The following is a 15,219-nucleotide window of genomic DNA, read 5'->3' on the forward strand; positions in this document are numbered from 1 at the left end:
CGGAAACCACTCACAAGAAAGTTCCACCATGAATCGGAAATACCTGGCCGGCATCGCGGCCGCCAGCATCCTGACCCTCAGCCTCACCGCCTGCGGTGGAAGCAGGGGCGGCGGCGACGACGCCGCTGCGGAGGGCGGCTCCAACGAGGGCGCCAAGATCGGTGTGGCCATGCCCACGCAGCAGTCGGAGCGATGGATCGCCGACGGCGAGAACGTCAAGAGCCAGCTGGAGGACCTCGGCTACGAGGTCGACCTCCAGTACGCCAACGACGACATCCCCACCCAGGTCAGCCAGATCGAGAACATGATCAACGGCGGCGTGAAGGCCCTGGTCGTCGCCTCGATCGACGGCACCACGCTGACGAGCGTGCTGGACCAGGCGGAGGAGCAGGACATCCCCGTCATCGCCTACGACCGCCTCATCAACGGCTCCGACACCGTGGACTACTACACCACCTTCGACAACGAGGAGGTCGGCGTCCAGCAGGCCACCTCCCTCCTGACGGGCCTCGGGATCCTCGACGCCGAGGGCGCCGAGACCGGCGAGGAAGGGCCGTTCGACGTCGAGCTCTTCGCCGGCAGCCCGGACGACAACAACGCCACCTTCTTCTGGGACGGCGCAATGAAGACCCTCCAGCCCTACCTCGACAGCGGCGTGCTGCGCGTGCCCAGCGGCCAGACCGAGTTCGAGCAGGCCGCGATCCTCCGCTGGCTCCCCGACACCGCGCAGGACCGCATGGAGGACCTCCTCACGGTCGGTGGCGGTGAGCAGCTCGAGGGCGTCCTGTCGCCCTACGACGGCCTGTCCATCGGCATCATCTCGGCCCTGACCTCCGGCGGCTACTCCGCGGACGACCTCCCGGTCGTCACCGGCCAGGACGCCGAGGTCGGCTCCGTGAAGTCGATCATCGCCGACGAGCAGTACTCGACGATCTTCAAGGACGTCCGCGAGCTCGGCAAGCAGGCCGTCACCATGGTGGACGCCCTCATGAAGGGCGAGGAGCCCGAGGTCAACGACACCGAGACGTACGACAACGGCGAGAAGATCGTCCCGTCCTACCTGCTCGAGTCGCAGATCGTCACGGTCGACAACTACGAGGCCGCGCTCGTCGAGACCGGCTACTACACCGAGGACGAGCTCAAGTAGCCGTCCCGCAGCACCCATGATGCCTGTGGCTCCGGACCGACCCTGGTCCGGAGCCACAGGCGCTGTACCTCGCCCGGCCCCTGCCGGGACTTCCACTCAAGTAAGCGAGGCTCGACCATGGCGGAGAACATCCTCAGGATGCACCGCATCACCAAGACCTTCCCTGGCGTGAAGGCACTGCAGGACGTCAACCTCGACGTCGCGCGCGGAGAAGTCCACGCGATCTGCGGGGAGAACGGGGCCGGCAAGTCGACCCTCATGAAGGTGCTGTCCGGGGTCTACCCCCACGGCACGTACGACGGCGACATCGAGTTCGAGGGCGGGGTCGTCGAATTCAAGGACATCCGCGACAGCGAACGCGACGGGATCGTCATCATCCACCAGGAACTGGCCCTGTCCCCGTTCCTCTCCGTCGCCGAGAACATCTTCCTCGGCAACGAGCGCGAGAAGCGCGGGTTCATCGACTGGAACGAGACCAACCTGGAGGCGGCCAAGCTCCTCCGCCGCGTGGGGCTCGACCTCAATCCCGTGGTCCGTGCCGGTGACATCGGCGTGGGGAAGCAGCAGCTCGTGGAGATCGCGAAGGCGCTGTCCAAGAACGTCAAGCTGCTGATCCTCGACGAGCCCACCGCAGCCCTGAACGACGAGGATTCCGCGCACCTCCTCGGGCTCGTGAAAGGACTCCGCAAGGAGGGCATCACGAGCATCATCATCAGCCACAAGCTCAACGAGATCAGGGCGATCGCGGACTCCGTGACGATCCTCCGTGACGGCCGCACCATCGAGACGCTGAGCCTGCACGACGGCTCCGTCACGGAGGAACGCATCATCAAGGGGATGGTCGGCCGGGACATGGCAAGCCGCTACCCCGACCGCACACCGGTGATCGGCGAGGAGGTGCTCCGCGTCGAGGACTGGACGGTGCACCACCCGCAGGAGTCGGCCCGCGTGGTCGTCGATGCGGCCAACCTCTCCGTGCGTGCCGGCGAGGTGGTCGGCATCGCCGGCCTCATGGGTGCAGGCCGCACCGAACTCGCCATGAGCATCTTCGGCCGCAGCTACGGCTCGAACATCACCGGGACGCTCTACAAGAACGGTGCTCCGATCACGGCGCGCACCGTCGGCGAGGCGATCCGGCACGGCATCGCGTACGCCACGGAGGACCGCAAGAAGTACGGCCTCAACCTGATCGACGACATCAAGCGCAACGTGTCCGGTGCCGCCCTCGGCAAGCTCGCGAAGCGCGGCTGGGTCGACAGCGGCCGTGAAGCCGTCGTCGCCGGCGACTACCGGCGGTCCATGAACATCAAGGCCCCGACGGTCACGGCCATCACCGGCAAGCTCTCGGGTGGGAACCAGCAGAAGGTGGTGCTCTCCAAGTGGATGTTCTCGGACCCCGACGTCCTGATTCTCGACGAGCCCACCCGCGGGATCGACGTCGGCGCCAAGTACGAGATCTACACGATCATCAACCGCCTCGCCGCCGAGGGAAAGGCCGTCATCGTGATCTCCTCCGAGCTGCCCGAGCTGCTCGGCATCTGCGACCGCATCTACACCCTCGCCGAAGGCCGCATCACCGCGGAAGTGCCCATCGGGCAGGCGACCCCCGAACTCCTCATGCAGTACATGACCAAGGAAAAGGACTGACTCCATGGCTACCACCGTCAAGGACCCCGCGGTGACCGCGCCGCCGCCTCCCGTGAAGCACGGGCTGGCCTTCCTCACGAGCCGGCTGCGGCAGATCGGCATCTTCGTCGCCCTCATCGTCATCGTCGCCCTGTTCCAGGTGCTGACCGGCGGCGCGCTGCTGATGCCGGACAACGTCTCGAACATCATCGTCCAGAACAGCTACATCCTGCTCCTGGCCATCGGCATGGTCATGATCATCGTCGCCGGGCACATCGACCTGTCCGTCGGATCGGTGGCGGCCTTCGTCGGTGCCATGTCCGGGATCATGGTGCAGGACTGGTCCTTCCCCTGGTGGCTGGCCTTCATCGTCTCCCTCGTCATCGGCGGCCTCGTGGGCGCCTGGCAGGGTTTCTGGGTGGCCTACGTCGGTATCCCGGCCTTCATCGTGACCCTCGCGGGCATGCTCGTCTTCCGCGGGCTCACGCAGATCGTCCTCGAGAACCAGCGCATCACCGGATTCCCCGAGGAGTACCGCCAGCTCGGTGGGGGCTTCCTGTTCCCCGGACTCTTCCCGGCGGAGACCAACATCCTCGACTGGACCACGGTGGGCCTCGGCGTGATCGCCGTCGTCCTGCTCGTGGTCAGCCAGCTCCGGGGGCGGGCCACGCGCGCCCGCCTCGCCCTCGAGGACGAGCCCGCGGCGTGGTTCTTCACCAAGCTGGCGTTCATCGCCGTCCTCATCCTGGGACTGACCTACCTGCTGGCCGGTTCCCGCAGCGGGACACCGATCGTGCTGGTGGTGCTCGGGATCCTGATCGTCGCCTACAGCCTCGTCATGAGCAACAGCGTGTTCGGTCGCCACGTCTACGCCCGTGGTGGCAACCTCCAGGCGGCCCAGCTCTCCGGCGTCAACACCAAGCGGATCGACTTCATGCTCTTCGTGAACATGGGCGTGCTCGCGGCACTGGCAGGACTGATCTTCACCGGCCGGCTCAACTCCGCCGGCCCGGGTGCGGGCAACCTCTTCGAGCTCGACGCCATCGCGGCGGCGTTCATCGGCGGGGCGGCCGTGACGGGCGGGGTGGGAACGGTCATCGGTGCCATCACCGGCGGCCTCATCATGGGCGTGCTCAACAACGGCATGTCCCTGCTGGGCGTCGGCATCGACTACCAGCAGTTCATCAAGGGCATGGTGCTGCTGCTCGCCGTCGGCTTCGACGTCTTCAACAAGCGCCGCGCATCCAGCGCCCTGAAGTAGGCGGGAAGAAAAAACCGGAGAGGGCGTAACCTTCCCGTCCCGCCCGTCGATTACGAGTATGTAAGCGCCGCACCGAGGCTTATCCCCCAACGGGCCTCGGTGCGGCCTTTTCTTTGCCGCAGGCCTTCGAGGCCGGAGCCTGCGGGTGGGACAGAGCGGTTACGATGGTGTCGCCGCCCCGCCCGAACAAGGAATAGACCGTGGTCACACCGCTGCCTGAGGATGCGCTCACCCGCGCTCAAGCAGGCGAACCCGCGGCCTTCTCCCTCCTCTACCAGGCGCTCGGTCCGGCAGTGCTGGGATACTTCGCGGGGCGCGGCTCCGAGGATCCGGAAGCCCTGACCCAGGAGGTGTTCCTCACCGTCTTCTCGAAACTCGACACCGTGGCAGGGGGGCTCGCCGGACTCCGGACCTTCACGTTCTCCGTCGCGCACGCCCGCTACGTGGACGAGGTGCGGAGGAGGGCCCGGACACCCGTGGTCGTCGGCTACGAGGCGGACGGTGACACGCGGCTGACGGACTCCGCCGAGACCGTGGCCCTCGGGCAGCTCGACCTCGGAGGTGCGGGAACCATGCTCGCCCAGCTCAATGACGATCAGCGTGATGTGCTCCTGCTCCGCATCGTCGCCGAACTGCCGATCGACCAGGTGGCCGGGATCCTGGGGAGATCGGCGGGATCGGTCAAGCAGTTGCAGCGGCGGGGACTGCTCAAGCTGAAGGAACTCGTACACCCCAACGAATCGGACGCGCTATGACTGGTCATGACACCCCGTCGCCGGACCCCGTGCTGCCTCTCCTCCAGGAGTCCGGCATCCCCGAGGACCCGGCCCTCGTCCGCGCCGTCGGGATCGTCCGGGACCTCGCCGCGGGCCCCGCGCCCGATGCGTCCGCAGCCCTGGCACAGCTCATGGCCGACGGCGGCAAGGCAGGGCAGGGGCGGCGCCACAAGCGCCGCATCACCTTCATCGGCGGTGCACTCGCCGTCTCGATGGGAGTCGGGATATCCGGCGTCGCCGCGGGCACGGTCCACTTCCCCCAGGGGATCGGTGACGCCGTCGAGTCGATCACCCGCTTCTCCATCCGCGACAGCGCTGATCGCGCCGAGCTCGGCCCTGCCCCGCTGGTCCAGGCCGGTGCCGGCAGGGCGCCGTCCGGTCCGGCCGGCGGCGCGCCCCTGACGCTTCCGGCCGCACCACCGCCGGCACCTGCCGCGGCCCCGGCCCCCGGTGGTCCTGCAGCCGGGCCGGGAGCGGGTGACGCCCTGCCCGGCGGAGCGCCCGCCCCACGCGACAGGGCTCCCGGTGCATCCCCCGGTGGTGCAGGAGCTCCGACGAGCGTGCCCGCCTCGGTGTCGGGTGCTGCTCCCGCCGCGGCGTCGGTTCCCGCCGTGCGGTCCGTCGTCGCCCCCTCGTACCCGATGCCGACCGCGGCTGCGCCGACCGCCACCTCGCCGGGCAGTCCGACGACGGCGGGAGCGAACCGCGTACCCGCAACCCGGGCGCCCGTGCCCGCGCCCGCGCCCGGGACGACCACCGCGCCGGGCCGGCCACCGGGTGCCCCCGGTCCCCGTCAGGAGCGCCCGGCGCCGGGTCCGGGCAAGGCCACGCCCGGCGTCCCGGCCGGTCCCCGGGACACGAACGCCGGCACGAAGGCTGTCCGCGAGCAGGCTCGGCGCATCGGCGATCCCGGGCTCCGGGGGTCCACCCACGCGGTCCATCCCGATGGTGCTCCGACGTCGCCGCACGCCGCGCCGATGCCCGGTCCGCAGCACCGCTTCCTGCTGATGGCGCCCGTCGAGCCATGGGACGCGCCGGTCCTGTCCGCCCCGCTGTGGGAGGAGGATCCGTGGCTGTACACGTTCGTCGCCGACCCGGGAATCGATGACGGGACCTGGTGGAGCCTCCCCGCGGATGCTCCGGTGCCGGTCGATCCTGCAGCTGCGCCGGAGGAAGCCCCGGTGCGCGACGGGACACTCCACCACGGTCCCGTCGACGCCCCGGTGCCTGGGGTGACTGCTGTGCCCGACGCTCAGGTCGATGCTTCAGCGGGCGTCGCCCCGGCCGGGAACACGGGCGGAGCGGTATCCGTCGACGGCGCGGCTCCCGGTCCGGTCGACCCTGCCGCGCCGGACGACGGATCAGCAGACGCAGCGATCACGGCGCCGGAGGCCGAGACCTCCGGGTCGGGTTCCGTGTCGACCTCCGACGGCGGCACGCTGACGGGACCTGCCATGGCGCCCAGCAGTGACGGCCCCGTGCCGGTACCGGCCGGCACCGGAGTGACGACCCCTAGTGTCCCGGGCGTCGTTTCCGCCGCGGACGTTTCCGCCGCGGACGATGCCGACGCGGGAGACGACGACGCGGACGATGGCGCCCCGGCCCACGCAGGCGACACCCCGACGGAGGACAGCGCTGCAGCGCCGGCCGGCTAGGACGTGATCTGCCGCTTCGAGGAGATGACTCCGGTGTTGAAGCCCGCAAGGTTGAGTCCGCCGTGGAAGCGCGCGTGCTCGATCTTGATGCAGCGGTCCATCACGACGTCCAGGCCCGCCGCCTCCGCGGAACGCGCCACGTCCTCGTGCCAGGAGCCGAGCTGCAGCCACAGCGTCTTCGCTCCGACCTCGAGGGTCTCCTCCAGCACGGACGGCAGGTCGTCGTGCTTCCGGAACACGTCGACCACGTCGGGGACCTCGGGGAGATCCTTGAGCGACGCGTAGGCGGGCTGCCCGAGGATCCGGCCGGCCACCGGATTGACGAAGTACAGGCGGTAGGGCGAGGACGACTGCAGGTAGGTCGCCACGAAGTAGGACGCCCGCGACGGCTTGTCGGAGGCGCCGACGATCGCGACGGACCGGGCGCTCCGGAGCAGGGCGAGCCGCTCGGGCGCCGAGGGCCCCTCCCACGTGCGAGGTGCTGCTTCCGTGCCGCTCATGCTCCCACTCCCACTGCGCGCGTCGCCGACGCGTCGTCGTCGTTCCCGCCCGCCGCTTCCTGCGGGAGGTCGTCGAAGGCCTCGTCCGTCGCATCGACCGCGAGGGCGAGTGCCTGGTCGATGTCCCACAGGATGTCGGCCAGGTCCTCCAGGCCCACGGAGATGCGGACGAGGTCCTCGGGAACGCCCGCCGCGACCAGCTGTTCGGTGGAGAGCTGCTGGTGCGTCGTCGAGCCCGGGTGGATCACGAGCGTCCGGGAGTCGCCGACGTTCGCGAGGTGCGAGGCGAGCTGCAGCGACTCGATGAACTTCTGGCCCGCTTTCCGCCCGCCCCGGATGCCGAAGCTGAACACGGACCCCGGCCCCTGCGGGAGGTAGGTCCTCGCGCGCTCATGGTGCGGGTGGGTGGGCAGGCCTGCGTAGTTGACGTACTCCACGCGGGGATCGGCCTGGAGCCACTGCGCTACGGCGAGGGCGTTCTCGAGGTGCTCGTCGAGGCGCTGGGCGAGCGTCTCGACGCCCTGCAGGAGCTGGAAGGCCGACGTCGGCGAGAGGGACGGGCCGATGTCGCGGAGCTGCTCGGTGCGGAGCTTGGTGAGGAACCCGTACTCACCGAAGTTCGCCCACCACTGGATGTTGCCGTAGGAGGGCACCGGCTCGGTCATCATGGGGAACTTGCCGTTGCCCCAGTCGAACCGGCCGCTCTCGACGATCACGCCGCCGAGGGTGGTGCCGTGGCCGCCGATGAACTTGGTGGCCGAGTGGATGACGATGTCGGCGCCGTGCTCGATGGGCCGCACGAGGTAGGGGGTGCTCAGTGTGGAGTCGACGATGAAGGGGATGCCGGCGTCGTGCGCCACCTTCGCGAGTCCCGCGAGGTCGGAGATCTCACCGGACGGGTTCGCGATCACCTCGGCGTAGACGGCCTTCGTGTTCTCGCGGATGGCCGCTGCGTAGTCCGCCGGGTCGGTGCCCGGCACGAAGGTGGTCTCGATGCCGAAGCGGCGCAGCGTGACGTCGAGCTGGGTCACCGTCCCGCCGTACAACTGGGAGGCGGCGACGATGTGATCGCCCGCCTGGCACAGGGCCGCGAAGGTGATGAACTCGGCACTCATGCCCGACGCCGTCGCCACTGCGCCGATCCCGCCCTCGAGGGAGGCGATGCGCTCCTCGAAGGCCGCGACGGTGGGGTTGCCGATGCGCGAGTAGATGTTGCCGTACTTCTGCAGCGCGAAGAGGTTCGCGGCGTCGTTCGTGTCCTTGAACACGAAGGACGTGGTCTGGTAGATCGGGACGGCCCGCGCGCCGTGCGTCGCGTCGGGGGTTCCGCCGGCGTGGAGCGCACGCGTGCGGAAACCGAAGGAACGTTCTGCCATCAGACACCTGCCTTGCTGGGATGGGTTCCGGCGAGGGTCTCGTCCGGATCGAAGTCGACGCCGGCCCTGCGGGCCGCATCCGCCTCGAGCTCGCGCACGATCGGGAGGATGTCCGTCCCGAAGGCGGCGACCTCCTCCTGGAAGTGCAGGTAGCAGGTCAGGAAGAGGTTGACGCCGATCTTCTTGTACTCGACGATCCGCTCGGCGATCTGCTCCGGAGTGCCGATCAGCTGCGTCCGGAAGCCGTCGTTGTACTGGATGAGGTCCTCGAAGGAGGAATCGGCCCACATGCCCTTGCCGTCCTTCGTGGAGGCGCCCGCTTCCTGCACGGCGTCGCGGAAGCCCTCGACCGCGGGACGGTGGGCCTTGGCCACGATCTCACGGAGCGTGTCACGCGCCTCCTTCTCGGAGTCGCGGGCGATGACGAAGCCGTTCAGCCCGTACCGGGGACGGCGCCCGGCGGCGGTGGCCGAGGCCTGCACCCCGGCGATGTTCTCCCTGAAGCCGTCGAGGTCCTTCCCGTTCGAGAAGTACCAGTCGGCGACCCGGCCGGCAGTGGCCTGCGCCGCCGTCGAATTGCCGCCGAAGAAGACTTCCGGGTGCGGGCGGCCGGGGACGTCGACGGGCGGGGGGCTCAGTGTGAAGTCCGTGATGTCGTAGTACTTCCCCGACTGGCTGTAGCCCTGTTCGGTCCACAGGCCCCTGAGCACGCGGATGAACTCCTCCGTGCGGACATAGCGCTCGTCGTGCTCGAGCCACTCGAGGCCGAAGTTCACGAACTCGTCCTTCAGCCAGCCGGAGACGATGTTCACGGCCGCGCGGCCGTTCGAGATGTGGTCGGCCGTGATGATGAACTTGGCCAGCACGCCCGGGTGCCACATCCCGGGGTGGACGGCGGCGATCACCTTGAGTCTCTCGGTCGCGGCGAGGAGGGCGAGCGAGAAGCTCGTGGCCTCGTGCTGCTTGTCCGCGCCGTACGAGGCGGCGTACCGCGTCTGCGAGAGGGCGTACTCGAAACCGGCGTCCTCCGCGATCCGGGCGAGCTTGCGGTTGTAGTCGAAGTCCCAGCTGGTGCGCTGCTCGATGGTCGAGACCACGAGACCACCACTGACGTTGGGGACCCAGTAGGCGAACTTCAGGGGAGTGGACAGGTCGGCGACGCTCATGACTTCCTCCATCGTTCTGGCAGTAGCACCCTACTGTCCCCGTGGTGCACGGGGGCCAGGGTTGCTGCGGCGTCAATGAGCCAGATCTCTCGGCCGCTCGGGATGGTCAAGCACGAGTGTGACATCGGGGTCGCGACAATCCAAACAATGTGTCGTTCTGCGTGGTGCCGGATGTCAGGGCGGAGTCCTGGTCCGTACGCCTAGGGTTGGTGCATGGATCACGGCGGAACCGAGGAGTGGAGGGCTGCTACGCGCGAGCAGGAGCGCCTCCTGTGGAACACCCTGTGCTGGGTCGGTGCCGTCCTCACGCTCGTCCTGGGCGGCAGCATCGTGACGGCATCGAGTATCGGCGGGACATCCGTCGGAGTGTGGTTCTTCGTGCAGCAGTGCGGCCTGCTGATCCTCAGCGCGACGGGGACCGTGCTCGCCTTCCGCCGGTGGCGTTCCGCGGGATCGCGCCGGGAGCGCACGCCGCAGGGCGATCGGTGACCGGCGGGAAGGGCAGGATACGCCCCGTTACAGAAATGTGACAAACGCCCGGAGCGCTGGGTACTCTCAGTCGGTGCTCCCGTCCACGTGGGGCGCTCCCGCACGGATTGCCGAGCCCTGCCGCCGATCGGGATACGTCCGCATACACCGAAGGCAGGGACGGGGGAACCATCAGTTCCACCGGACGCGCAGGATCCCTGCACGCGTCCTCGGGGTTAAGTCGCACCGCACCGCCCACCGGCGGTGCCCGCGGCCGGGTGACTCCCATCCGAACCCGACAGCTCACCCCGCAGGCATGGGAGAGGTATAGAACCATGTCACGAATCACTTCACCGGCACGCCACCGCGCGGACGTCGACGGAAACCTCGCGCTGCAGGGCCTGTCCCGCGCCGCGAAGAGCGGAGCCACCGCCGTGGGCCGCCCGGTCGCCATCGTCGCCGTGACGTCGGGCCTCGCCCTCAGCGCCGTCGGCACCGCACACGCCGGCACCTACACCGCCGAGGGCACGACGGCTCAGACCGCCGCGGTCGCCCCCGCTGCCGCAGCAAGCGCCGCGGGCACCGCCCACACCGTCGCCGCCGGCGACACCCTGGGTGCCATCTCGGCCCGCTACGGCGTCGAGCTCACCACGGTCCTGACCGCCAACGGCCTCTCGCTCGCATCGGTCATCTTCCCCGGACAGACGATCGTCATCCCCGCCGCCGGTGCTGCTGTCGCGGCGCCGGCCCAGACGGTGTCCGCCCCGGTCGCCGCAGCACCAGCTGCTCCTGCCGTCCAGCAGGCCGCCGCAATCGCTCCGGCTCCGGCCGTGTCCACGGAAGCCGGATCGGGTGTCTACCTGGCCTCGGCAGCGATCACCCCGGTCGCCGCCGAGACCGCTCCCTCGGGCAACGCCGCGGGCGCCATCCTCGGCTCCGCCCGGGCGCAGCTCGCTGCCGGTGCCGTGCAGGACTGCACCGTGCTGGTCGAGAAGGCCCTGCGCGCGGCAGGTATCTCCGTCGGAGATCTCGGCCCCTCGCAGTTCTTCCAGTTCGGCGCCCAGGTGTCCACCCCCGCTCCCGGTGACCTCGTCATCACGGGCGGCCACGTGGCCGTCTACGTCGGCGGCGGCCAGGTCATCAGCAGCGGCATGAACGGCATCAACGCCACCATGCAGCACCCTCTCTCGGATCTTCCGGGAGCATCCTTCGTCCGGGTGGGCTAATACCGGACGGACCACGCACGGGAGACGGCAGGCGCTTGGACGGGGCGCCTGCCGTCTCCTTCGTTTAACCGCGGTGCAGACCTGTCGGAGTGGCGCCTCGGACGCTGAGGCGGAGGACGTCCTGGATCCCGGGGATGCACCCCTCGTTCTGCAGGGATGTCGTGTCCCCCAGCTCCGTGCCCTCGAAGAGCTGAGTGAGCAGGCGCCGCATGATCTTGCCGGAGCGCGTCTTCGGCACGTCCTCGACGACCACGACGGCCGAGGGGCGTGCGATCGGGCCGATCGCCTCGGCGACCTGGGCCCGCAGCGTCCCGGAGACGTCGATCGACGGATCGGTACCGGTGGCCAGCACCACGAAGGCCGCGATGGCATGGCCCGTCACCGGATGGGCGATCGGGCACACGCCCGCCTCGACGACGAGCGGGTGGGCGACGAGGGCCGACTCGATCTCGATCGTCGACAGCCGGTGACCGGACACGTTGATCACGTCGTCCACGCGCCCGAGGATCCAGGTGTCGCCGTCGTCGTCGTACCGCGCGCCGTCGCCGGCGAGGAACCACCCCTCGGCAGCGAACATCCGCCAGTAGGAGTCGAGGTAGCGCTGGGGATCGCCCCAGACGGTCCGGGCCATCGCAGGGCCGTGACGGTCGACGACGATCAGGCCCTGCTCGCCCGCCGGCACCGCCGCGCCGTGCCGGTCGACGATCCGCGTGGAGACCCCCGGCAGGGCCCGCGCCGCGCAGCCCGGCTTGAACGAGGAGTCCGTGGGGCTGGGGGAGAGGATCGTGGCGCCGGTCTCGGACTGCCACCACGTGTCGACGACGGGGAGCTCGTCGCGGCCGAGGTTCCGGCGGAACCAGCGCCAGGCTTCGGGGTTCACGGCCTCGCCGACCGTCCCGAGGACGCGGAGGCTCGAGAGGTCCCAGGTGGACGGGACACCGTCCGGGAACCAGCCCATGAGGGAACGGACCAGGGTGGGCGCCGTGTAGTAGCTCGTCACGCCGTAGCGTTCGATGATCTCGAAGTGGCGGCCGGGGTGGGGCGTGTCGGGTGTGCCTTCGAAGATCACCTGCGTGGCGCCGTTGGAGAGCGGACCGTAGATCTCGTAGGTGTGTGCCGTCACCCAGGCGAGATCGGCGGTGCACCAGTGCACGTCGTCGTCGCGCTGCGCCGGATCGGGGTGGCTGAACAGGTGCTCGAAGCTCCACGACGCCTGCGTGAGGTAACCGCCCGCGGTGTGGACCAGACCCTTCGGCCTGCCCGTGGTCCCCGAGGTGTACATGATGAACAGGGGCGTCTCGGCGTCGAACGCCTCCGGCTCGTGGTCGCTGGGCGCGGCGTCGACGGCGTCGTGCCACCAGACGTCGCGGCCGTCCGTCCACGGGACGTCCGAGCCGGTGCGCCGGATCACGAGGACGTGCTCGATGCTGCTGCTGCCCGCCACGGCGGCGTCCGCGTTCGCCTTGACCGGCACGGCCGTTCCGCGGCGGTACTGGCCGTCCGTGGTGACGAGGAGTCTGGCTCCGGTGTCCTCCACGCGGAAGCGCAGCGCCTCGGCGGAGAACCCGCCGAAGACGAGCGAGTGGACCGCGCCGATCCGCGCGCACGCGAGGGTGATGACGACGGTCTCGACGAGGACCGGGAGATACACGACCACGCGGTCGCCCTTCCCGATCCCGAGGGCGAGCAGCGCATTCGCCGCACGGCACACCTCGTCCTGCAGGTCCGCGTAGGTCACCGTCCGGCGGTCACCGGGTTCACCCTCGAAGTGCAGGGCCACGCGGTCCCCGCGACCGGCACGGACATGCCGGTCCGCGCAGTTGACGGCGACGTTCAGAGTTCCGCCGGCGAACCATTCGATGACGGGGACGCTCAGCGTCCCGTCCGCCCGGGGCTCTGCCTTCGCGAAGGAGTGCAGTGTGTCCCAGGGTCCGGTCCATTCGAGCCGGGCCGCCTGCTCGGCCCAGAAGGCCAGGCGCGCCGCCTCGTCCTGCGCGGGTGCCGCGGCGTGCGTCGTCGTGCCTAGGCCCACCGGCGCACCGCCCAGCGCTCGGCGATCCCGAGCAGGGCGTCCGTGGTCTTGCCGATGATCGCCAGCAGGATGATGGCGAGGAGGATGCGGTCCACGCGCCCGTTCTGCTGGGAGTCGACGAGCAGGAAGCCGAGCCCCATCGACGAGGCGATGAGCTCCGCCGCGACGAGGAACAGCCACGACTGGGCGAGCGCCAGCCGCAGGCCGGAGAACAGGGCGGGCACGACGGCGGGGAGCTGCACCGTGGTCAGCAGGCGCAGGCCGTTGACCCCGAAGGCCCGGGCCGCCTCGACGAGGTTCCGGTCCACGTGGCGCAGTCCGAGGTAGAGCGTCGTGAAGACGGGGAAGAAGGCGCCGATGGTGATCAGGGTGACCTTCGAGTCCTCGTTGATGCCGATCCACAGGACCAGGAGCGGCACCCAGGCCAGCGACGGGACGGCGCGCAGGGCGCCGACCGTCGGGGTGAGCAGGATGTCCGCGACGCGGGAGAGGCCGAGGACCGCGCCAGCCACCACGCCGAGCACGGACCCGATCAGGAAGCCGAGGACCACGCGCTGGGTGGAGATGAGGATGTGCGTGGCGAGCTGGCCGCGGTCCACGAGATCGACGGCGGCCGCGAGGACCGAGGCGGGGGAGGGCAGCTGCGACGGCTTGAAGAAGCCCGACGCCGTGCTGAGGTGCCAGCCGAGCAGCAGGAGGGCGGGGACGATCAGGCCGAGGAGGATGATGCCGATGCGGCGTCCCGTGCTGCGCCGGGCACCGCTGCCGGACCCTGCCGGGACATCGCCCCGGCCGACGGCGTCCTCGGCTGTGACGGGAGAGCCGATGGCCGCCAACCCGGCCCGGCTGATCGGGACGGCCCGCTGCCCCACCTCGGAGCTCATGAGCCGGCGCCGATCGAGGCGGGATCGGCCTTCTCGACCAGCGAGGGATCGAGGAGGGACCCGAGGGCCTCGTCGATCTGCTCCTGCGACTGGACGTCGCCGGTCTCGACGAACACGGGGCCGATCTTCTCGAGCACGGCGCGCTGCGCGTCACCCGGGGCCGGGTCGACGTCGAGGTTGGTGCGCTCGATGATGACGGAGTTCGCGACCGCCGGGTCGATGGCAGCGACCTCCGCGAGGATGGCTGCCGTCTCCTCGGGGTTCTCCTTGGCCCACTCCCGCGCCTTCTCGTAGGCGTTCACCACGGTCTGGGCGACGTCGGGCTTCTCCGCGAGGAAGTCCTCCGTCGCGTTGAGGAACCCGTAGCTGTTGAAGTCGATGTCGCGGAAGAACAGCTGCGCGCCGTCCTGCTCCGCCGCGGCCATGATCGGATCGAGGCCGGCCCACGCGTCGACGGCGCCGCTCGCGAGTGCCGCGCGGCCGTCCGCGTGCTGCAGGTTCTCGATGGTCACCTCGGACTGGTCCACGCCCGCCGCCTCGAGCGCCTGCAGGAGGAAGAAGTAGGGGTCGGTACCCCTGGTCGCAGCGATGGACTTGCCGCGCAGGTCCTCCACGCTCGTGATGCCCGAGTCCGGCAGCGTCACCAGGGCGGACCACTCGGGCTGCGAGTAGATGTCGATGGCCTTGATGGGGGACCCGTTGGACCGGGCGAGGAGCGCTGCCGATCCCGCCGTGGAGCCGACGTCGATCGCTCCGGCGCGCAGGGCCTCGTTCGCCTTGTTGGAGCCCGCGGACTGCACCCAGGTGACGGTGATGTCCTGGTCGGCGAGTTCCTCCTCGAGCCAGCCCTGCTCCTTGATGATGAGGCTCAGGGGGTTGTACGTGGCGAAGTCGATGTTCAGGGTGCCGCCCTGCGTGCCGCCGTCCGCTGCGGCAGGGGCGGTATCGGAGGCGTTCTCACCTGCGAGGCACCCGCTCAGGCTGAGCGAGAGCGCGGAGGCGAGGGCGAGGGTGGGCAGGAGGGCGCGGCGGTTCATGGTGGTCCTTCATCGAAAGGGAGGTGCGGAAAGGGAGCGAGGGCGCCAGGGAAGTCCCCGGCGGG

General features: G+C 69.7%; 13 protein-coding genes and 2 riboswitches. Of the genes, 7 read left to right on the forward strand and 6 right to left on the reverse strand.

Going from position 1 to position 15,219, the window contains the following annotated elements; all coding sequences use genetic code 11:
- The first annotated feature begins 28 nt into the window (after positions 1 to 28).
- The 5 genes from chvE to NVV32_RS01560 all read left to right on the forward strand — a co-directional run bounded on the left by chvE (position 29) and on the right by NVV32_RS01560 (position 6,465).
- Positions 29 to 1,147 carry a multiple monosaccharide ABC transporter substrate-binding protein gene (chvE, locus tag NVV32_RS01540; protein ID WP_055765439.1) on the forward strand — a complete coding sequence of 373 codons (1,119 nt, stop codon included), beginning with the start codon at positions 29 to 31 and terminating at the stop codon, positions 1,145 to 1,147.
- 117 nt (positions 1,148 to 1,264) lie between these two features.
- The gene (gene mmsA / locus NVV32_RS01545) at positions 1,265 to 2,794 is read left to right on the forward strand and encodes a multiple monosaccharide ABC transporter ATP-binding protein (protein WP_422391123.1); all 1,530 of its coding nucleotides are present in this window, start codon (positions 1,265 to 1,267) and stop codon (positions 2,792 to 2,794) included.
- Positions 2,795 to 2,798: 4 nt separating this feature from the next.
- Positions 2,799 to 4,034 (forward strand): multiple monosaccharide ABC transporter permease, encoded by a 1,236-nt coding sequence (gene mmsB, locus NVV32_RS01550; RefSeq protein ID WP_082471137.1) that lies wholly within the window; start codon positions 2,799 to 2,801, stop codon positions 4,032 to 4,034.
- A gap of 200 nt (positions 4,035 to 4,234) precedes the next feature.
- Positions 4,235 to 4,789 (forward strand): RNA polymerase sigma factor, encoded by a 555-nt coding sequence (locus NVV32_RS01555; protein ID WP_422391124.1) that lies wholly within the window; start codon positions 4,235 to 4,237, stop codon positions 4,787 to 4,789.
- A complete protein-coding gene (locus NVV32_RS01560) occupies positions 4,786 to 6,465 on the forward strand; it encodes a hypothetical protein (RefSeq protein WP_422391125.1) in 1,680 nt (559 codons plus the stop codon). The genes NVV32_RS01555 and NVV32_RS01560 overlap by 4 nt, the downstream gene beginning before the upstream one ends.
- On the opposite strand, the gene NVV32_RS01565 is transcribed toward NVV32_RS01560, so the two are convergent.
- From NVV32_RS01565 to sfnG, 3 genes are read right to left on the reverse strand one after another with little or no spacing between them, the layout of a single operon-like run.
- Positions 6,462 to 6,965 (reverse strand): CoA-binding protein, encoded by a 504-nt coding sequence (locus NVV32_RS01565; RefSeq protein WP_422391126.1) that lies wholly within the window; start codon positions 6,963 to 6,965, stop codon positions 6,462 to 6,464. The two genes, NVV32_RS01560 and NVV32_RS01565, sit on opposite strands and share 4 nt — an antisense overlap.
- Positions 6,962 to 8,341, reverse strand: coding sequence for an O-acetylhomoserine aminocarboxypropyltransferase/cysteine synthase family protein (locus tag NVV32_RS01570; protein WP_422391127.1), 1,380 nt, complete (start codon positions 8,339 to 8,341; stop codon positions 6,962 to 6,964). The genes NVV32_RS01565 and NVV32_RS01570 overlap by 4 nt, the downstream gene beginning before the upstream one ends.
- Positions 8,341 to 9,507, reverse strand: a complete 1,167-nt coding sequence (gene sfnG, locus NVV32_RS01575) for a dimethylsulfone monooxygenase SfnG (protein ID WP_422391128.1) — start codon at positions 9,505 to 9,507, stop codon at positions 8,341 to 8,343. The genes NVV32_RS01570 and sfnG overlap by 1 nt, the downstream gene beginning before the upstream one ends.
- Before the next feature lie 5 nt (positions 9,508 to 9,512).
- A riboswitch (SAM riboswitch) is annotated at positions 9,513 to 9,616 on the reverse strand.
- A 104-nt stretch (positions 9,617 to 9,720) separates the two neighbouring features.
- On the opposite strand from sfnG, the gene NVV32_RS01580 reads away from it, so the two are divergent.
- Together NVV32_RS01580 and NVV32_RS01585 are read left to right on the forward strand one after the other, a co-directional pair.
- Complete coding sequence (locus NVV32_RS01580) at positions 9,721 to 9,996, forward strand: hypothetical protein (protein WP_422391129.1); 276 nt, start codon at positions 9,721 to 9,723, stop codon at positions 9,994 to 9,996.
- Between the two features lie 135 nt (positions 9,997 to 10,131).
- A riboswitch (cyclic di-AMP (ydaO/yuaA leader) is annotated at positions 10,132 to 10,307 on the forward strand.
- A gap of 3 nt (positions 10,308 to 10,310) precedes the next feature.
- On the forward strand, positions 10,311 to 11,201 hold the full coding sequence (locus NVV32_RS01585; RefSeq protein WP_422391130.1) for a C40 family peptidase: 891 nt from the start codon (positions 10,311 to 10,313) through the stop codon (positions 11,199 to 11,201).
- Between the two features lie 64 nt (positions 11,202 to 11,265).
- Here NVV32_RS01585 and acs read toward each other — a convergent pair whose 3' ends face one another.
- From acs to NVV32_RS01600, 3 genes are read right to left on the reverse strand one after another with little or no spacing between them, the layout of a single operon-like run.
- Entirely contained in the window at positions 11,266 to 13,233 is a 1,968-nt protein-coding gene (gene acs / locus NVV32_RS01590; protein ID WP_422391131.1) for an acetate--CoA ligase, read from the reverse strand.
- A complete protein-coding gene (locus NVV32_RS01595) occupies positions 13,224 to 14,117 on the reverse strand; it encodes an ABC transporter permease (RefSeq protein ID WP_082471135.1) in 894 nt (297 codons plus the stop codon). Before NVV32_RS01595 ends, acs begins: the two co-directional genes overlap by 10 nt.
- Positions 14,114 to 15,154, reverse strand: coding sequence for an aliphatic sulfonate ABC transporter substrate-binding protein (locus tag NVV32_RS01600; protein ID WP_422391132.1), 1,041 nt, complete (start codon positions 15,152 to 15,154; stop codon positions 14,114 to 14,116). The genes NVV32_RS01595 and NVV32_RS01600 overlap by 4 nt, the downstream gene beginning before the upstream one ends.
- Between the last annotated feature and the right edge of the window lie 65 nt (positions 15,155 to 15,219).

It is taken from the genome of Arthrobacter sp. N1 (assembly GCF_048288285.1).
Lineage (GTDB): Bacteria > Actinomycetota > Actinomycetes > Actinomycetales > Micrococcaceae > Arthrobacter_D.

Excerpts from the sequence above, each read along its gene's own strand:
- NVV32_RS01560 (WP_422391125.1), top strand. The coding sequence starts at position 4,786 with ATGACTGGTCATGACACCCCGTCGCCGGACCCCGTGCTGCCTCTCCTC.
- NVV32_RS01570 (WP_422391127.1), bottom strand. The coding sequence starts at position 8,341 with ATGGCAGAACGTTCCTTCGGTTTCCGCACGCGTGCGCTCCACGCCGGC.
- NVV32_RS01580 (WP_422391129.1), top strand. The coding sequence starts at position 9,721 with ATGGATCACGGCGGAACCGAGGAGTGGAGGGCTGCTACGCGCGAGCAG.
- chvE (WP_055765439.1), top strand. The coding sequence starts at position 29 with ATGAATCGGAAATACCTGGCCGGCATCGCGGCCGCCAGCATCCTGACC.
- NVV32_RS01565 (WP_422391126.1), bottom strand. The coding sequence starts at position 6,965 with ATGAGCGGCACGGAAGCAGCACCTCGCACGTGGGAGGGGCCCTCGGCG.
- NVV32_RS01595 (WP_082471135.1), bottom strand. The coding sequence starts at position 14,117 with ATGAGCTCCGAGGTGGGGCAGCGGGCCGTCCCGATCAGCCGGGCCGGG.
- NVV32_RS01600 (WP_422391132.1), bottom strand. The coding sequence starts at position 15,154 with ATGAACCGCCGCGCCCTCCTGCCCACCCTCGCCCTCGCCTCCGCGCTC.
- NVV32_RS01585 (WP_422391130.1), top strand. The coding sequence starts at position 10,311 with ATGTCACGAATCACTTCACCGGCACGCCACCGCGCGGACGTCGACGGA.
- mmsA (WP_422391123.1), top strand. The coding sequence starts at position 1,265 with ATGGCGGAGAACATCCTCAGGATGCACCGCATCACCAAGACCTTCCCT.
- sfnG (WP_422391128.1), bottom strand. The coding sequence starts at position 9,507 with ATGAGCGTCGCCGACCTGTCCACTCCCCTGAAGTTCGCCTACTGGGTC.
- mmsB (WP_082471137.1), top strand. The coding sequence starts at position 2,799 with ATGGCTACCACCGTCAAGGACCCCGCGGTGACCGCGCCGCCGCCTCCC.